General features: G+C 71.0%; 12 protein-coding genes. 7 read left to right on the top strand and 5 right to left on the bottom strand.

The window, feature by feature from the left end; genetic code table 11:
- The first annotated feature begins 157 nt into the window (after window positions 1-157).
- Window positions 158-1,024 (top strand): helix-turn-helix domain-containing protein, encoded by an 867-nt coding sequence (locus tag AC0680_RS32380; protein WP_478635920.1) that lies wholly within the window; start codon window positions 158-160, stop codon window positions 1,022-1,024.
- A gap of 266 nt (window positions 1,025-1,290) precedes the next feature.
- Complete coding sequence (locus AC0680_RS32375) at window positions 1,291-1,500, top strand: DUF397 domain-containing protein (RefSeq protein ID WP_384430218.1); 210 nt, start codon at window positions 1,291-1,293, stop codon at window positions 1,498-1,500.
- A 112-nt stretch (window positions 1,501-1,612) separates the two neighbouring features.
- Here the strand turns inward: AC0680_RS32375 and AC0680_RS32370 are convergent, their stop codons facing one another.
- On the bottom strand, window positions 1,613-2,554 hold the full coding sequence (locus tag AC0680_RS32370; protein ID WP_478635916.1) for a hypothetical protein: 942 nt from the start codon (window positions 2,552-2,554) through the stop codon (window positions 1,613-1,615).
- A gap of 159 nt (window positions 2,555-2,713) precedes the next feature.
- On the opposite strand from AC0680_RS32370, the gene AC0680_RS32365 reads away from it, so the two are divergent.
- The 3 genes from AC0680_RS32365 (at window position 2,714) to AC0680_RS32355 (ending at window position 6,833) form a co-directional block, all read left to right on the top strand.
- Window positions 2,714-3,937 (top strand): aminotransferase-like domain-containing protein, encoded by a 1,224-nt coding sequence (locus AC0680_RS32365; RefSeq protein ID WP_478635914.1) that lies wholly within the window; start codon window positions 2,714-2,716, stop codon window positions 3,935-3,937.
- A gap of 112 nt (window positions 3,938-4,049) precedes the next feature.
- Complete coding sequence (locus tag AC0680_RS32360; RefSeq protein ID WP_478635911.1) at window positions 4,050-4,835, top strand: SDR family oxidoreductase; 786 nt, start codon at window positions 4,050-4,052, stop codon at window positions 4,833-4,835.
- Window positions 4,836-5,222: 387 nt separating this feature from the next.
- A complete protein-coding gene (locus tag AC0680_RS32355) occupies window positions 5,223-6,833 on the top strand; it encodes a sodium:solute symporter family protein (protein WP_478635908.1) in 1,611 nt (536 codons plus the stop codon).
- Here AC0680_RS32355 and AC0680_RS32350 read toward each other — a convergent pair.
- Together AC0680_RS32350 and AC0680_RS32345 are read right to left on the bottom strand one after the other, a co-directional pair.
- Window positions 6,820-7,206 (bottom strand): DUF4345 domain-containing protein, encoded by a 387-nt coding sequence (locus AC0680_RS32350; protein WP_478635905.1) that lies wholly within the window; start codon window positions 7,204-7,206, stop codon window positions 6,820-6,822. The two genes, AC0680_RS32355 and AC0680_RS32350, sit on opposite strands and share 14 nt — an antisense overlap.
- Window positions 7,207-7,767: 561 nt before the next feature.
- On the bottom strand, window positions 7,768-8,886 hold the full coding sequence (locus tag AC0680_RS32345; RefSeq protein WP_478635902.1) for an ADP-ribosylglycohydrolase family protein: 1,119 nt from the start codon (window positions 8,884-8,886) through the stop codon (window positions 7,768-7,770).
- 381 nt (window positions 8,887-9,267) lie between these two features.
- Between AC0680_RS32345 and AC0680_RS32340 the strand changes: the two genes are divergently transcribed.
- Window positions 9,268-10,227, top strand: coding sequence for a D-2-hydroxyacid dehydrogenase family protein (locus tag AC0680_RS32340; RefSeq protein WP_478635899.1), 960 nt, complete (start codon window positions 9,268-9,270; stop codon window positions 10,225-10,227).
- A gap of 236 nt (window positions 10,228-10,463) precedes the next feature.
- Entirely contained in the window at window positions 10,464-10,718 is a 255-nt protein-coding gene (locus tag AC0680_RS32335) for a hypothetical protein (protein ID WP_384430192.1), read from the top strand.
- A 211-nt stretch (window positions 10,719-10,929) separates the two neighbouring features.
- Here AC0680_RS32335 and AC0680_RS32330 read toward each other — a convergent pair whose 3' ends face one another.
- A complete protein-coding gene (locus AC0680_RS32330) occupies window positions 10,930-14,184 on the bottom strand; it encodes a tetratricopeptide repeat protein (RefSeq protein ID WP_478635896.1) in 3,255 nt (1,084 codons plus the stop codon).
- A gap of 354 nt (window positions 14,185-14,538) precedes the next feature.
- The gene (locus AC0680_RS32325) at window positions 14,539-17,199 is read right to left on the bottom strand and encodes a bifunctional FO biosynthesis protein CofGH (protein ID WP_478635894.1); all 2,661 of its coding nucleotides are present in this window, start codon (window positions 17,197-17,199) and stop codon (window positions 14,539-14,541) included.
- Window positions 17,200-17,333 lie beyond the last annotated feature (134 nt).

The raw sequence follows: 17,333 nt of genomic DNA, 5'->3' as shown, positions 1-17,333 counted from the left end.
CGGGGTGGCGGGCCGGCCGTTCGGGACGACGCCCCCCCCGCCACCCCGCGCACATGCTCGCTCGCCTTCTGTGTGCGTTTCACTGCGCGGTGTGACCTCGGAGTGGCAGTCTGCTGACCAGAAACGACAGCAGTACGGAGCCGGAGGTGCACTTCCCGTGGCGTCCAATGTCAATCCCACCGTCAGGCGACGCCGGTTGGGCCAGGAGCTGCGCAGGCTCCGTGAGCTCAAGGGCATGACGGCGGAAGAGGTGGCCGAGCGGCTGCTGGTCTCACAATCGAAGATCAGCAGACTCGAGAACGGCCGCCGCAGTATCAGTCAGCGCGATGTCCGCGATCTTTGCGGGGTCTACGAGGTCGAGGACCACCGGATAGTCGATTCGCTGATGCAGATGGCGAAGGACTCCCGTCAGCAGGGCTGGTGGCACGCCTTCGGCGACATCCCGTACAGCGTCTACATCGGCCTGGAGACCGAGGCGGCCTCGCTGCGGATCTACGAGTCGCTGCTGGTGCCCGGCCTGCTGCAGACCCCCGGCTACGCCGAGGCGGTCATTCCCGGCACGGTCCCCGAGCTGGCGCCGGACCACCTGGAGAAGCGGATCCAGGTACGGATGCGCCGCCAGGAGCGGGTCAACGACCCCGAGCGCCCGCTGCGGCTGTGGGTGGTACTGGACGAGAGCGCGCTGCGGCGCGTGGTCGGCAGTCATCTGATCATGCGCGAGCAACTCGACCATCTCGTCGAGATGAGCAATCTGCCGCATGTGACGGTTCAGATTCTTCCCTACGACACGGGCGCGCATGCCGGAATGTCGGGAACGTTCTCCATTCTGGAATTCGACGACGCCTCCGATTCCAGCGTGGTGTACATCGAGGGGGTCACCAGCGACCTCTATCTGGAGAAAACCAATGATGTGCACAAATACACGATCATGTACGAGCATTTGCGCGCACAGGCACTGAGCGCGGAACAGAGCCGGGAGTTCATCGCCGCCGCGGCGAAATCCCATGCGGACGCGATGGGATGAGCTCCGGCCGCCGCAGAGGATGAGCTCCGATCAGGAAAGAAGGTGCGCTCCGGCCAGGCAAGACGGCGACTCCGACCAGGGGAGAAATAGGGCGGAATGCGATGTTCCGGAAACCGGGTTCGCACGGTACACCCGTGGCCTGTTCCATGAAAAGAGATCAAGGAATATGCCATTCGTACGGGTGAACGGCCTCTGCGGCTAGTGATGTTGGCGCGTAGCGTCGTCACTACCGAATCCGCGGTAACTCAGAGTGAGCTGGAGTGAACATGGCCGTGCAGCCGAATTCCGCATTCTCCTGGACCAAGTCCTCGTACTCCGGTGGCAATGGCGCCTGTGTGGAGATCGCCGTCCCCACCACCGCAGCCATCGCGGTGCGCGACTCCAAGGACCCCGAGGGTCCCCGCCTCACGTTCGACAACTCGTCCTGGAGCCGCTTCGTGTCGGACGTCGCCGACGGCGCGTTCGACGTGGCGTGACCTGACCTCTCACGGTTCGCGCACCCCGCAGATACGAGCCCTCTCGACTGGATCGCCGTCCCGGCCGAGGGGGCTCGGCCATGCCCAAGCGCCCACGCCCCGTGAGCAAACCTCAGCGCAATTCGGCCACGTACCGGTCCGTGCCGGGCACGGTCGGCAGGAACGGCGCCACCAGCTCCACCCGCCCCAGCCCCGACTCCGCGACCTCCTCCCCCAGTCCGGTGAAGTGCGCGGCCCAGCCCTCGCGCGGGTCCTGCTGGAGGAACCACAGCAGCGTCAGCCGGGTGTCGACGCCCTCGACCTGCTTCACGTACGCCATCCGGTCCCCCGGCAGCGGAGTGGGCCGGAAGACCGTGACCATCGCCGCCGGCGAACCCGCCAGCCGCCGCGGCAGATGCCGGGCGCGCAGCCACTCCAGCAATGCGGCCCGCCCCTCCGGGCCGTCCGCGTCGATCACCTCCAGCACCAACCCCGCGTACGGGTGGTCCAGCGCATGGAAGTCCCGGGGCCCCGCCGCACCGTCGCGGTAGACCGTCGCCACATGGTCCTGGAAGGCCGTGAAGACATGCGTACGGTCCTGGTAGACCCGGCCGTCCCGGTTGAGGCGCTTGTTGATGCCGACGGTCCACTTCATGTGCTCGTCGTAGCGGCCGTCGGTCAGCCAGTACGTGGAGAGGTAGCAGCCGGCCGTGACCGGCCGGGCGACGGCGGACTCCTGCGGATAGCGCAGCGACTGCAGCTCGCGGGTGGCGACCCAGCGGCGGCCCGCGAACATCCAGGGCATCGCCATCGCGCCGGCGATGTAGTGATCGTCCTCGTACCAGCGGTTGTAGGCGTACTCGTGGCCCGGATGCGGTTCGACCATGGTGATCAACGCATGGCCGGGGCGCACCCCGTAGGGGCCGACGGCGGCCAGCTCGGCGTAGGCGGCGGCCCGGGTGCCGGCGGAGGACGAGGCCGCGGCCTCAGGGGTCCCCTCGCCGCCTGCGGCCGCATCCGCTGCCGCGCCTGTGGCCGTTTCACCCGTCGTGTCTCCGGTCGCGTCTGTGGTCATGACAGACAGGTGTAGCTGACACACCATCAGAAGGGGAGGGGGTGTGCCGCACGCGTTCACGATGCGGGCACCGCTGCACACCGCATCCCGTCGCGCCTAAGATGCCTGCCGTCTGCAGCTAACGACGGTTAATCGCAGACCTGAGCGATGGGAGCCGCCATGCCGGACGCGATCCTTGCCGATGCCCGCACCCCCGTCCCCGAGTTGGCCGCGCGCGCGGCGCGGACCGGCAGCTCGCCGGTACGCGACATCCTGGCGCTCACCGCCCGGCCCGAGGTCATCTCGTTCGCCGGCGGACTGCCCGCGCCCGAGCTTTTCGACGCGGCAGGGATAGCCGACGCCTTCCGGCAGGTGCTGACCGAACAGCCACAGCGGGCGCTGCAGTACTCCACCAGCGAGGGGGATCCGGCGCTGCGCGCGGCCGTCGCGGCCCGCTACACCGCACGCGGGCTGCCCACCGACGCCGCCGACCTGCTGGTGACCACCGGCTCCCAGCAGGGGCTGTCGCTGCTGGCCACCACCTTGCTGGAGCCCGGTGACGTGGTGCTGGTCGAGGACCCCTGCTACCTCGCGGCGCTGCAGATCTTCTCGCTCGCCGGTGCCCGGGTGGTGCCGGTCCCGACCGACGACGAGGGGCTGGACCCGGCCGCGCTCGACGAGATCGCCGCGCGCGAGCGGCCCAAGCTGCTCTACGTCATCCCCACCTTCCAGAACCCGACCGGCCGCACCCTGCCGGCCGAACGACGGGCCGCGGTCGCCGAGGTCGCCGCCCGCCGGGGCCTGTGGATCGCCGAGGACGACCCGTACGGGGAGCTGCGCTTCGAGGGCGAGGCGATGCCGTGGGTGGCGTCCTTCCCCGGGGCCGAGGACCGTACGGCACTTCTGGGCTCGTTCTCCAAGGTGATGGCACCCGGGCTGCGACTGGGCACGCTGCGGGTACCGGCCGCGCTGCGGCGCGCCTGCGTCATCGCCAAACAGGCCGCCGATCTGCACACCTCGACCGTCGACCAGGCGGCCGCGGCGCGGTACTTGGCGGCCGCTGACCTGGACGCCCACCTGGAGCGGGTGCGCGGCGCCTACCGCGAGCGGCGGGACGCGCTGGTCGACGGGCTGGCCGCGGCGCTCCCCGAGGGATCGCGATGGAATCGTCCCGCGGGCGGCATGTTCGTCTGGGCGACGCTGCGCGAGGGCTACGACGCCACGGCCCTGCTGCCCGAGGTCGTACGGCACGACGTCGCCTATGTCCCCGGGGCGCCGTTCTTCGCGGGCACCCCGGACTCCACGGCCGTCCGGCTGTCGTTCGTGACGCACTCCCCGCAGGAGATCCGCGAGGGCCTGGACCGGCTGCGGACGGCGCTGGAGGGCGCACGCCGGAACGGGTGAGCCCGGTAGCGGTCAGAGCCCGGTGAGCGCCGGGCTATGGCCTTTCCGGGCCGCCGCCCCTACTCTGACGCACCGTCAGAAGCGTGCGGGGCGGCCCGGCCGGGAGGCGGACATGCTGCTGCGGAACAAGACCGTCGTCGTCTCGGGCGTCGGGGCCGGACTCGGCCATCAGGTCGCGGCGGCCTGTGTGCGCGACGGTGCCTCGGTCGTACTGGGGGCCCGTACGGAGGCCAATCTCGCCAAGTCGGCGGCGCAGATCGACCCTTCGGGCGAGCGGACGGCCTGGCGGGCAACCGATATCGGCGACGAGGCGCAGTGCGAGGCGCTGGCCGCGCTCGCCGTGGAGCGGTTCGGCGGCATCGACGCGGTGATCCATGTCGCCGCACTGGACTCGCTCTTCGGCGGTCTGCGCGAGGCCGACTTCGACTCCTGGCGCGGCGTCGTGGACATCAACCTCTTCGGCACGCTGCGGATGACCCGGGCCTGCCTGCCGTCGCTCACGGCGCGCGGCGGCGGGTCGGTGGTGATGATCGGCACCCAGTCGTCGGTCGCCGCGCCTTCACAGGTGCAGCAGGCGGCTTACGCGGCGTCCAAGGGCGGGCTGGTGTCGGCGATGTACTCGCTGGCGCGCGAGCTGGGCCCGGAGCGGATACGGGTCAACACCGTGCAGCCGGGCTGGATGTGGGGCCCGCCCGTCGAGGCGTACGTACGGTTCCAGGCGCACAGCGAAGGCGTCCCGGAGGCCGAGGTGCTCGCCCGGCTCGCCGAGCGGATGGCGCTGCCCGAGCTGGCGACGGACGCGGACGTGGCGGAGACCGCGGTCTTCCTGGCCTCCGACCGGGCGCGCGCCATTACGGGCCAGTCGTTGCTGGTCAACGCGGGCGAGTTGATGCGGTAGCCGCTGCTCGCCGCCCTCCTTCCCTCCCGCTTTCACCTTCGCCCTCGCGTCCACTTCTCGGCCCATGTCAGCCGCACGGGATCCCGCTCCCGTGCGGCTGCTGCGTCACGGCCGGCGGAGCCCGGCGAAGTGTGTGTTCATCGTGGGTCGGCGGCATGCCCCAGACAACGGCCCGATTGGTCAAGGGGACGCAAAATCGTTCGCTTTGCTGATCGCAGTTCACACTCATGACCCGAGAAACCTTGACCGGCTTGCACGACTGACGGTTCAATCCCCGAAGTCCCCCTTCCCACACGGGGGCACCACGCCCCACAGGACGTCACGGCGAAGTGATTCCTGATGCGGAACGTCATCCGCACGTTCACAAGGCGGACCCCTGGAGGGGGCATGAACAGTCTCGACTGGGCCGTGCTCATCGGCTACTTCGGCGTCATGGTGGCGATCGGGGTGTGGTCGCACAAGCGGGTGGACGATGTCGGCGACTTCTTCACCGCGGGCGGCAGGATGCCGTGGTGGCTGTCCGGCATCTCCCATCACATGTCCGGCTACAGCGCGGTGATGTTCACCGGGTACGCCGGCATCGCCTACCAATACGGCGTCACCTCCTACGTCACCTGGTCCTTCCCCATCGCGATCGGCATCGCCATCGGGGCGCAGCTGTTCGCCGGGCGGCTCAACCGGCTGCGGTCGCGGCTCGGTGTCGCCTCCCCCCTGGAGTACCTCAAGAGCCGCTACGACCTGCCGACGCAGCAGGCGCTGGCCTGGTCCGGGGTGCTGCTGAAGATCGTGGACGTGGGCGCCAAGTGGGCCGCGATCGCCACCCTGCTGTCCGTCTTCACCGGCATCTCGCTCAACCAGGGCATTCTCCTCACCGGCCTGGTCACCGGTGTCTACTGCACGGTCGGCGGCCTGTGGGCGGACGCGCTGACCGAACTGGGCCAGTTCGTCATCCAGTTGCTGGCCGGTGTGGCGATGCTGGTCACCGTCATGGGCGAACTGGGCGGCGCCAGCGCGCTGTGGACCGTGTGGGACAGGCTGCCGGACGGCCACACCGCGCCGACCGTCGGCCCGTACACCCTGACCTTCCTGCTCGCCTACCTCTTCATCAAGACCTTCGAATACAGCGGCGGCATGTGGAACCAGGCCCAGCGCTTCATGGCCACCAGCAGCGCCCGGCAGGCCAGGCGTTCGGCCTGGCTGTCGGCCGCACTGTGGTTCGTCTGGCCCGCGGTGCTGTTCTTCCCCATGTGGGTCGCGCCGCTGCTGGTCAGGGCCGAGAAGCCGGACGCCTCCGACGCGTACGCCCTGCTGACCGAACGGCTGCTGCCGCACGGTCTGCTGGGACTGGTCGTCGTCGGCTTCTTCTCCCACACGATGGCCATGTGCTCCTCGGACGCCAACGCCATCTCCGCGGTGTTCACCCGCGACATCGCACCGGCGCTCTCGGCGAAGGCGCGCGACTGGTCGCACCGGGCCGGGCTGCTGGCCGCACGGCTGTCGACGGTCGCCTTCCTGGGCCTGTCGATGGCGATCGCCACCCAGGTCGACTCGCCCGCGTTCAAGGACATCATCACCGTCGTCATCAAGTGGGTGGCGGGCCTGGTCGGCCCGATCTCCATCCCGTTCCTGCTCGGCATGCTGCGGACGTTCCGCAGGTCCGGGCCCACGGCGGCGCTGGGGTCCTGGGCGGCCGGCCTGTTCGCCTTCTGGCTGACCAACTACGGCCTGAGCGGCGTCCAGTTGCAGATCCAGATCGTCTCGCCGGTCGCCACCTCGCTCGTGCTCTTCGTCGTGATCGGCCTCGTACGGCCGCAGGACACGGCGGAGCGGGATGCGGTGCTGGCGCGGATCAACTCCGGGGACGACGAGGACGGTGGCGGGGCGGCCGCCGCGGGGGCGAGGGCGGTCCCCGCACAGGGAGACGGTGGGCCTGGTGGGCTCCCGGCGCGAGGGGACGGCACGGGCGAGGTGCCGGACGCGGGACTCAGGTCACCGTGACGGTGGCCAGTAGCGCGCCCCCGGCGAACACCTCCACCCAGAAGTAGAACCATGACGGGAACCAGGATTCCGGCGGTTCGACGAGGCGGGCCACGAGCCGTCCGCCGGCCATCCCCAGCATCGCGACGGCGGCCGCGAGCACCGCGCCGCGCCGCAGCGGATCCGCCGGTTCGACGGCCGCCCAGCCGAGCAGCCCCGCCATCGCCAGCCCGAACCCGCCGTAGACGGAACGGACTTCGGTACGGGCGGTGGCCCCTTCCAGGGTGATTCCGAACGGCCGCAGCACCCGGGCGGGGGCGGCCAGTCCGCCCAGCCCCATCACGAGGAAGAAGAGCGCGAAGACGATCTGTACGGCGGTCAACGTGTGGGACATGCCCGGGCCGAAGGCCAACGGGGGCGTGAGGGCCAGTGGGGGTGCGGGGGCCAGTAGGGGTGCGGGGGCCAGTAGGGGTGCGAGAGGAATCATCACGTCGGCCAGGATGCCGTTCATGGCCGACGATGCGCTTTCACCAATGCGCTGCCCGGAGCCGCAGGCCCGGCTGCCCCTGTGGCCCGGCCGCGCCCGGTACAGCGGCCCCTCCCTGGAACTGGACATGCACTCCGGCTCGGTGTCCTGCCTCGCAGTCGGCGACGAGGTCGCGTTCACTGTCGAGACGGCGGCGGACGGGGTGCGGCGCACCGCCCGCACCGCCCGCACTGCGTTGATACGTCCCCGGGTGGCGCACCGGATCGACGCGCACGGCGGCCGGATGACCTGCTGCTACTTCGAGCCGGGCTCGGCGACGGAACGCGCCTGCCGGGAGGTGCGGGTGAGGGGTAGCTCGGCGGGGTGCGGGGCTCGAGGGCGGGCGGCCTTTCCTGGGCCCCGTGCGCCTGTGCGACAACCTCTGGCCCGCCGGTTGCGGCTGCCTCAGGCCCGCCGGTGGCGGCTGCCTCAGGCCCGTGGGTAACGGGCGAGCCACCCCGGCGACGAACCGGCCGGACCGTGCAGCGCGGCGCCCTGCGTCATCTCCATGGAGAAGTCGTCGGCCAGTTGCAGGATGGTGTCCCGGCCCTCCAGCTCGACCAGCCACACCGGCGGCAGCGCCGTCTCACCGTGCAGTGTGCCCAGCAGATTGCCGCAGATGGCGCCGGTGGAGTCGCTGTCGCCACTGTGGTTGACGGCGAGCAGCAGGCCGTGCCGGATGTCCTCGGCGACCAGCGCGCAGTACACGGCGATCGACAGCGCCTCCTCGGCCGTCCAGCCTTCGCCCAGCGACTCCACCCGGGCGGGAGTCGGCATGCCCTGCCGTACGGCGCCGAGCGCGCGCTTGAGGGCGTCGGTGGTCTCCTCGTGGCCGGGACGGGTGGCAAGGTGCGCCAGGGCCTTCTGCACGGCGCTGTCGAGGTCCTCGCCGCGGGCCAGCGAGTGGCTGATGACCGCGAGCGCGCCGGCCGCCAGATAGCCGGTGGGGTGGCCGTGCGTCTGCGCCGCGCACTCGACGGCGAGCTGGAAGACCAGCTGCGGCTCCCAGCCGACCAGCAGCCCGAACGGCGCGGAGCGCATCACCGCGCCGCAGCCCTTCGAGTCGGGGTTCTTGGGCTTCTCGAGCGTGCCCATCACCTCGTCGCCGAGCCCGGACAGACAGGCCTTCCCGGGGGCCCGGCGGGAGTAGAGCCACTCCTCGCGGGCGAGCCAGCCGTCGTCCTTCCTACGCTCGTCCGGGCCCCAGTCGTGCTGCGTGGCGGCCCAGCGCAGGTAGGCGCGGTGCACGTCGGTGGGCGGGTGCCAGGCGCCGGTGTCACGGCGCACCTGCGCCCGGATCAGCCCGTCGACGGTGAACAGGGTCATCTGCGTGTCGTCGGTGACCGCGCCGCGCCGCCCGAAGGCGGGCACGAGATCCGTCACGCCCTCCTGGCCGTGTGCCTGGCGTATCGCGTCGAGCGACTGGAATTCGATCCCGGCCCCGAGGGCATCGCCTATGGCGCCGCCGAGCAGACAGCCGCGTACCCGGCTGCGGAAGTCCTGCTGTTCCGCGCGGCCCCAGATGGCGCCGCCGCCCGCTGCGCTCATGTCGACACCTCGCTCCGCTCGGCCTCGCATTCGCGCGGCGCGCACCCCTGAATCGCATGCTCGCTGCGCTCGCTCACTGCGCCCTCCCGAAGCTCACTACGTGCCGGGGCCTTGTGGGGCCCCTGGCGCAGCACTGTAATCGACCAGGATTGATCAATTTCAGGCCAGGTGAGTATGCGAACAGTCACTGGCTAGGAGGCTTTTGGGCGGTACGGTCCGGATGGGGAGGGCGCGACGACACGCACCATCCGCCACCGCCCTGCTACTGCCCGTGCCCTCGGTTCGTGCCCGCGGCCGGGCTCCCGCCCGTGATCGCGCCTCTGCCCTCTGCCCTCTGCCCTCTGCCCTCTGCCCTCTGCCCTCTGCCCTCTGGAGAATCGCATGACACAGCGGTGTGCCGTACTCGACGACTACCAGGGTGTCGCCCTCTCCATGGCCGACTGGTCCCCCCTGGCCGGCACCGTGGACGTCCGTACGCTGCGGGAGCCGTTCCGCTCCGAGGACGACGTGGTCGCGGCGATCGGTGACTGCGAGATCGTCGTCGCGATGCGCGAGCGCACCCCGTTCCCCGCCTCGCTCCTCGCGCGGCTGCCCCGCCTGCGGCTGCTGATCACCTCCGGGATGCGCAACGCGGCCATCGATCTGGAAGCCGCCGCCCGGCACGGCGTCACCGTCTGCGGCACGGCCAGCAACACCGAACCGCCCGTCGAACTGACCTGGGCGCTGATCCTCGGCCTCGCCCGCAACCTCGTCACCGAGAACACCGCGATGCGCGCCGGCGGCCCCTGGCAGAGCACGCTCGGCGCCGACCTGCACGGCCGTACGCTCGGACTGCTCGGCCTGGGCAAGATCGGCACTCGGGTCGCCCGGATCGGACAGGCCTTCGGCATGGACGTCGTGGCCTGGAGCCAGAACCTGACCGCCGAGCGCGCCGGGGAGGCGGGCGTACGCTTCGCCGCCACCAAGGAAGAGCTGCTGGAAACCAGCGACTACGTCTCCGTCCACCTCGTCCTCAGCGACCGCACCCGCGGCCTGCTCGGCGCGGACGAACTCCGCCGGATACGACCCACCGGCTATCTCATCAACACCTCCCGTGCCGCCGTCGTCGACCAGCCCGCACTGCTCCAGGCACTGCGCGAGAACTGGTTCGCCGGCGCCGGCCTGGACGTCTTCGACCACGAGCCACTGCCCGCCGACCACCCCCTGCGGACCCTCCCGAACGTCCTCTCCCTCCCCCACCTCGGCTATGTCACCCGCCGCAACTACGAGGGCTACTTCCAGCAGGCCGTCGAGGACATCACCGCCTTCCTCCACGGCAGCCCGATCCGGCAACTGGGCTGACGGAGACACCCGGGCCAACGGCCACGAGCGGCTGCGGCGCCCGTGGCCCCGGCCCTGCCTCGCTTTCCCCCTGCCCCCGTCTCCCTCCCCCTCCCTCCCCCTCCCTCCCTTCCGCCGCCCGATGCCTCCCCTCGCCCCCTCGCCGTCCCGACGCCTCCCATCGGTGCCCATGCCTCGCCGCCGGGCCGCTCATCCATTCGATGATGGCGAGGGCGCCCGCTGGGCATGCTCTCCCCATGTCCGAGTACGAGTGGGATCGCACCACGATGGCTGTCGTCGCCTCCGCGCTCTCCGGAGACAGCGACGGCGCGGTGGAACTGCTTCGGCCGCTCCCGCAGCGCGATGTCTGCCACATCGCGGTACGGCTCGCCGCCATGGCCGCCGACGCGTTGATCGTCGCCGCCCAGGACAGCGGAGGCGACCGCGAGGAGGCCCTGTCGCAGTGGCAGCAGTGCATCCTCCAGCACGAGGCCGAGTACGACGGTGAGTGACGCGGGGCCGCCCCGCTCAGCAGCAGCTCGGGCCACACGGCTCGGGCTGGGCGCGCGAGCCACACGGCTCGGGCAGGGCGCTCGGGCCACGCGGCTCGGGCAGGGCGCGCGAGCCACCGACCCGCTCAGGAGCGAGCGACTCGGCCCGCACCGCCCAGGCATGGCGCGGGCGGCCACCTCGCCTCTCAGGGCCGAATGCGGCCCCCATCGCTCAGCCGGGTCGCCCCACCGCGGTTGCCATCCCACGTATCAGCGCCTCACGTATCGCCTCCAGCCGCTCGGCGTCCGCCCCCGGAAGCCGAGCCAGCTCACGCACCCCCAACTCGGTTTCGGCCATGGGCTCCCAAGCACCGCCGTCCAGCAGCTCCGCCACGGCTCCTTCGGCACCGGTCCAGTCCCCGAGGGCGCAGCGACTGACGACCACCACCGCAGCCGCACCCATGAACCGGTTCAGCCCATACAGATCACTGCCGTTCGTATCGCCGCCGTTCGTATCGCCGCCGTTCGTATTGCTGCCGTTCGTATTGCTGCCGTTCAGCCCGTCGCCGTTCAGATCCCTGCTGTGCAGCCCATCGCTGTTCAGCTCGCTGCCGTTCATCCCCTCGCCGTTCAGATTCCTGCCGTTGGGCTCCGGGGCGGGGCGTATCCCGTCGGACCGCAAGTCCTCCCAGACGGACACCGCCCCGGCCGCGCCCACCCCGCTCAGCGTCCCGGCCAGCAGCGCCGCCTCGTAGCGAACCATCGGGCCGGCGAGCGCACCGGTCGACTGCGTCACCGCGCCAACCGCGTCCCGTGCCTCCTCCAGGCGTCCGAGCCGGCGTAGGCAGCCGGCCTTGAGGGCCAGGAGCGCCTCGGTCGGACCGGCCACGGCGAGCGCACGATCGACGTCGGCCAAGGCACGGAGATCGTCGCCGAGCAGGAGATGGACCTTGCCGCGCTGTACGAAGGCGGAGGCACCGCCGGGCGGCCGTTCCGCGCCGAGTTCGATGACCCGGTCGAAGTCCGACAGCGCTTCCGCCAGTCGTCCCGCGAGCAGGTTGGCTCTCCCCCGGGCCGCGCACCGGGCGACCTCACGGGCCATATGGGCCCAGGCGTAGGAGGGGTCGACGCCGAGGGCCCGTTCGGCCTCCACGAGCGCCTCCTCGTAACGCTGCATTTCCAGGTAGGTGTTGCAGCGCTCCCCCCATATCCAGGGGTCGTCCGGCTGGAGTTCGGCCGCGCGCCCGAAGGCGGTCAGCGCTTCCTCGTAGCAGCCCATCTCGCGCAGGGTGAGGCCGCGGCGAGCGTAGGCCCACGCATAGTGGGGATTGATCGCCAGGGCGCGGTCGAACTCCGCGAGGGCGAGGGCGTACTGCCCCATGTCCCGGTAGGTCGCACCGCGCTCGGCCATCGCCCAGGCGTACTCAGCGTTGATCTCGATGGCGCGCTCCAGGCCCGCCAGTGCCTCCTCATGGCGTCCGAGGCGGCGATGGCAGACGGCGCGACTGGCGATGGTGAAGGCGTGCCTGGGCCGGCCTGCCAGGGCCCGGTCGAATTCGGTGACGGCTTGCTCGAAGCGGCCCATGAGGCGGTAGACCTCGCCGAGCTGGGAGGCGGCATCCACCGAGTCCGGGGCGATGTCCAGGGCCCGGGTGTAGTCCTCGGCGGCTCGCTCGAAGGAGCGCATGTACCGGTGCGTCAGCCCTCGGCCGAGCAACGCGGGTACGTCGTGCGGCGACAGCTCCAAGCAGCGGTCGAAGTCGGCGAAGGCCTGCGGCCAGGCTTCGCACTTGCGGTGCTCGCGGCCCCGGATCCGGTGGATACGGGCCTGCTCGGCCACCTCCAGACCGGGCCGGGCGAGCAGCACGGTGAGCACCTCGATGAGGCCGTCCCCGTCTTCGGCGAGTGCGGCGACCAGCCGATCACCCCATGCCCGGGTCTCGGCCGCGCCCGCGTCCTCTCCGGCCTGACGCAGGCCGTCCGCCGCTCTGCGCACGACGGGCCGCTCGTGCTCGGCCGCATCCAAGATGTCGGCCAGGGCCTGGGGCAGAGCCTGCTGTGGATCCGCGCAGAGCAGGTGATAGGTCTCCCCCAGTCGGTGCTCCACCCAGCGTTCGTCGGTCCAGGACCGCTCCGGGTCGGCGTCGACGGCGCGTTCCGTACGGCGGCGCCGGGCGGCCTCGGCGAGACGGCGATGCCGGGCCGTCCAGGTCTGCGGTGATCGGCGCCGCTGGAGGCGCAGCATCGCCGTACGCACAACCTCGTGGTACTGCCACCGCCCGGCCCGGTCTGCGACAAACGGCAGTCCGCACAGCCAGCCGAACTGCTCTGCGGCGTCCGTGTCCACCGCCGCCCGGAAGATGTCCTCGTCCAGATGGCGTGGCAGGGCGGCCGCCAGTGCCGCCTCCCGCCGGATCGGGTCCGTCTCCCACTTCAAGAAGCGCTCGACGGCCGTGTCGCTGGGATCGTCGACGGCCTCGGCCGCATGGGGGCGGTTCTCGGCGAGGGTGGAGACCAGGACCGGCAGCCCGCCGGACAGCCGGAGGATCACTTCGACGATGCGCTCGTCGACGATGCCCCTGGTCGTCAGGAACTGCCGTGCCTCAGCCTCGGTGAAGGCGTCCAGCGGCAGTTCCGCCACACAGTCGAGGTAGTCGGCCCAGCATCGGCGGTCCAAGGATGTCTGTCCGGCCAGCGTCACCACCACGTTGGGAGCCAGCGGGCCGTACCGGTCGGTGACCAGCATGTCGCGCAGCCAGACGTCCAGCAGTGGCCCGGTCCGTTCGTAGGTGTCGAAGAAGAGGGCGAGCCAGGGCACCTCGTCGGCGGCGGCGCTCACTTCACGGACGAAGACCGGGGTCAGTACCTCCAGCGGCGACATCACCAGCTGGACATCGTCGTGGTTGCGCAGTCGGGCGCTGAGCAGACCGCGCAGCCGTTCGGCGCCGCGCGCCACCTGGCGGGCGTCCAGGGAGCCGGTGACGGCTCCGACTCCGGGCACCAGATTGAGGGTGGCCAGACCGGCCTGGGCTGCGATCATGCTGCCGGGCGAGGGAGCGGGCCCCTGCACGTCGCCCGGCTCCACCGCCCCGGGCGGCGCCTCCTGCGCGGCCACGGCCGCCGCTTCGACCTCGTGCCGCCGCTCCCGATAGGTCGCGAACAGCTTGTCGAACGCCTTCAAGGGCCTGCCCTGCGCGGCGAGCTGGCTGCTCACGGCGGCCATCGCCTCCGGCACGCCGTGCACCGCCTCATCGATGTACGCGGTCGGCGCGCCCCGCTCGCGCACGGTGTTCTCGAACTGCCGGATCAGGGAGGTCTTGCCGACGCCCGCCTGACCGTGCACATGGAACAGGAACTGGAACGCCGGGTCCTCCACCGCCCGCGCGAAGTTGTCGCGAAAGGCCGCGATCTCACCCTGCCGCCCGACGAAACCCTCCCGTCGTCGCAGCCGGATCAACTCCTGCCGCGACATCCTGCTGCGGTCCACGCCTCCACCCCCTCCGCGTCAGCGTCTGCCGGTCCTGACGGCCTTGCCGACCTGCTCACGCAGATTAGCCTTCGGCGGAGTCGAGCGTCGGAGGCTGTGGATAACTCCGAGCGGAGCGACGTCCCATCGGTCCGCCACCGCCATATGACCTGGTCAACTCACATTTGCTCCAGTCAAGTTCGTCGGGCGTGCGGAGTGCGGAGTGCGGAGTGCGCATGGAGGGTGAGTGACGAGCTCGTCGAGAGCGTCAATTCCTTCGGCCTGATCGGCCGTCGGCCCGGTCGACGCCGGCACCGACGCCGACGCCGACGCCGACAGCCTCAGCCCACGGCCTCCTCCACCCCTCCTGCACCCCTACTCCACCACCGGCAGCAGCTCCGGCAGATGGCCGTCCGACGCGAGGGCCGTGCTGTGACGTTCCTGCGGCACCGGACCGTAGGTCGTCGTGCGGGGACGGGCGGGACGGCCGGCCTGGTCGGCGATGGCGATCAGATCCTGGATGGAACGGTAGGAGCCGTAACTCGATCCCGCCATCCGGGAGATGGTCTCCTCCATCAGGGTGCCGCCCAGGTCGTTGGCGCCCGAGCGGAGCATCTCGGCAGCGCCGTCCGCGCCGAGCTTGACCCAGCTGGTCTGGATGTTGGTGATGTGCGGGTGGAGCAGGAGACGGGCCATCGCCGTCACCGCGCGGTTGTCGCGGGTCGTGGGGCCGGGGCGAGCGATACCGGCGAGGTAGACGGGGGCGTTGGTGTGGATGAAGGGGAGGGTGACGAATTCGGTGAAGCCACCGACGTTGTGGGAAAGCGCGGACTGCTGGATCTCGGCCAGCAGGCGGAGGTGGCCGAGCCAGTGCCGCGGCTGGTCGACATGGCCGTACATCATCGTCGACGACGAGCGGATGCCCAGCTCATGGGCGGTTTTGACGACCTCGACCCAGGTGGCGGTGGGCAGCTTGCCCTTCGTGAGGATCCAACGGACCTCGTCGTCGAGGATCTCGGCGGCCGTTCCGGGGATGCTGTCCAGGCCGGCGGCCTTGGCTTCGGTGAGCCACTCCCGCAGGGACATGCCGGTGCGCGTCGCGCCGTTGACGACCTCCATGGGGGAGAAGGCGTGCACATGCATGCCCGGGACGCGCTCCTTGACGGCGCGGGCGATGTCGAAGTACGCCGTACCGGGCAGGTCGGGGTGGATGCCGCCCTGCATGCAGACCTCCACCGCGCCCACGTCCCAGGCCTGCTGGGCACGGTCGGCGACCTGGGAGAGGGAGAGCGTGTAGGCGTCGGCGTCCGTGCGGCGCTGGGCGAAGGCGCAGAAGCGGCAGCCGGTGTAGCAGACGTTGGTGAAGTTGATGTTCCTGGTGACGATGTAGGTGACGTCGTCGCCGACCGTTGCGCGGCGCAGCTCGTCGGCGATCTTGCAGAGGGCGTCCAGCGCCGGCCCGTCGGCGTGCAGCAGCGCCAGCGCCTCCGGGTCGGTCAGCTTGGTGGGATCGTCGGCGGCCTGCGACAGGGCCTGCCGTACGTCGGCGTCGATCCGCTCCGGCGCCATCCCTGGGGCGGCGGCCTCACGCAGCGCCTCCCAGTCGCCGTAGACCTCGTCGAAGTCGTCGCGGCGGTCGGTGGTGCGGCCGTCGGTGTCGATGGTGCGGTGCAGGTCCGTACGGCCCGTGGAGTGCATCGCGAAGCCCTCGTCGGGCTCCTGCCAGGGGCGGCCGACCACCGGGGCGTCCTCGACGGCCAGTCCCGTCTCCAGGTCGGCGAGAGCGCGGACATGGGGCAGCAGGCGGGGGTCGAGCCAGGGTTCGCCGCGCTGGATGAACTCCGGGTAGATGGGGAGCCGTTCGCGCAGCTCGAAACCGGCGGTGGCGCAGCGCTCGGTCAGTTCCTCGATCTGCGGCCAGGGGCGCTCGGGGTTGACGTGGTCGAGGGTCAGCGGGGAGACGCCGCCCCAGTCGTCGATCCCGGCGTCGATGAGCAGCGCGTATTCGCCGTCGACCAGATTGGGCGGGGCCTGGAGACGGGTCGAGGGGCCCATGATGTGCCGGGCCACCGCGATCGTCGCGGCCAGCTCCTCCAGTTCGGCGTCCGGCATGCCGCGCATCGCCGTGTCCGGCTTGGCGCGGAAGTTCTGCATGATCAGTTCCTGGATGCCGTGGTACGCGCGCTGGATGCGGCGCAGCGCGAAGAGGGACTCGGCACGCTCCTCATAGGTCTCGCCGATGCCGATCAACAGCCCGCTGGTGAAGGGAACGTTGGAGCGGCCGGCGTCCTCCAGGACACGCAGCCGGACGGCGGGCTCCTTGTCGGGCGATCCGTGGTGCGGACCGCCGGGCTCGCTCCACAGGCGCTCGGCGGTCGTCTCCAGCATCATTCCCAGCGACGGGGCCACCGGCTTGAGGCGCTGGAAGTCCGTCCAGGACATCACCCCGGGGTTGAGGTGCGGCAGCAGTCCGGTCTCCTCCAGAACGCGGATGGCCATGGCGCGGAGGTAGGAGATCGTGTCGTCGTAGCCGTGCGCCTCAAGCCATTCGCGGGCCTCCGGCCAGCGGTCCTCGGGCTTGTCCCCCAGGGTGAACAGGGCTTCCTTGCAGCCCATTTCCGCGCCGCGGCGCGCGATGTCCAGCACCTCGTCGGGCGACATGAACATTCCGTGGCCGTCACGGCGCAGCTTGCCGGGGACGGTGACGAAGGTGCAGTAGTGGCACTTGTCCCGGCACAGGCGCGTCAGGGGGATGAAGACACCGCGCGAGTACGTGATGACGCCCGGACGGCCCGCGGCCTCCAGGCCGGCGTCCCGCACCCGGGCCGCGGAGGCACACAGGTCCTTGAGGTCCTCGCCGCGAGCCTGCAGCAGCACCGCGGCCTCGCCGACGTCCAGCGCCACGCCGTCGCGGGCCCGCTTCAGCGCGCGGCGCATCGCGTTCGCCGTGGGGCGGCCCTGGGTGGGCCCGGCGCTCGTCCCTTGGTCGGTCACCTGGTCGGATGCCTGGTCAGGTCCCTGCGCGCTGGTAGTCATTCCCCGAGCATACGAGCGCCCGCCGACAGCGCCCCAGCCGGAGATGGGGCGGTCCGGTGTGCCACTGATCACTGCGGACGGAGGTTACGCCCGCGCCCAAAGCGGGCAATTCCCCGGCGGCGGCTCCCGCCATG

The organism is Streptomyces sp. NPDC043738, from assembly GCF_056436545.1.
The sequence above is the reverse complement of the archived record's forward strand: the minus strand, read 5'-3'. Positions and strand labels throughout refer to the sequence as shown.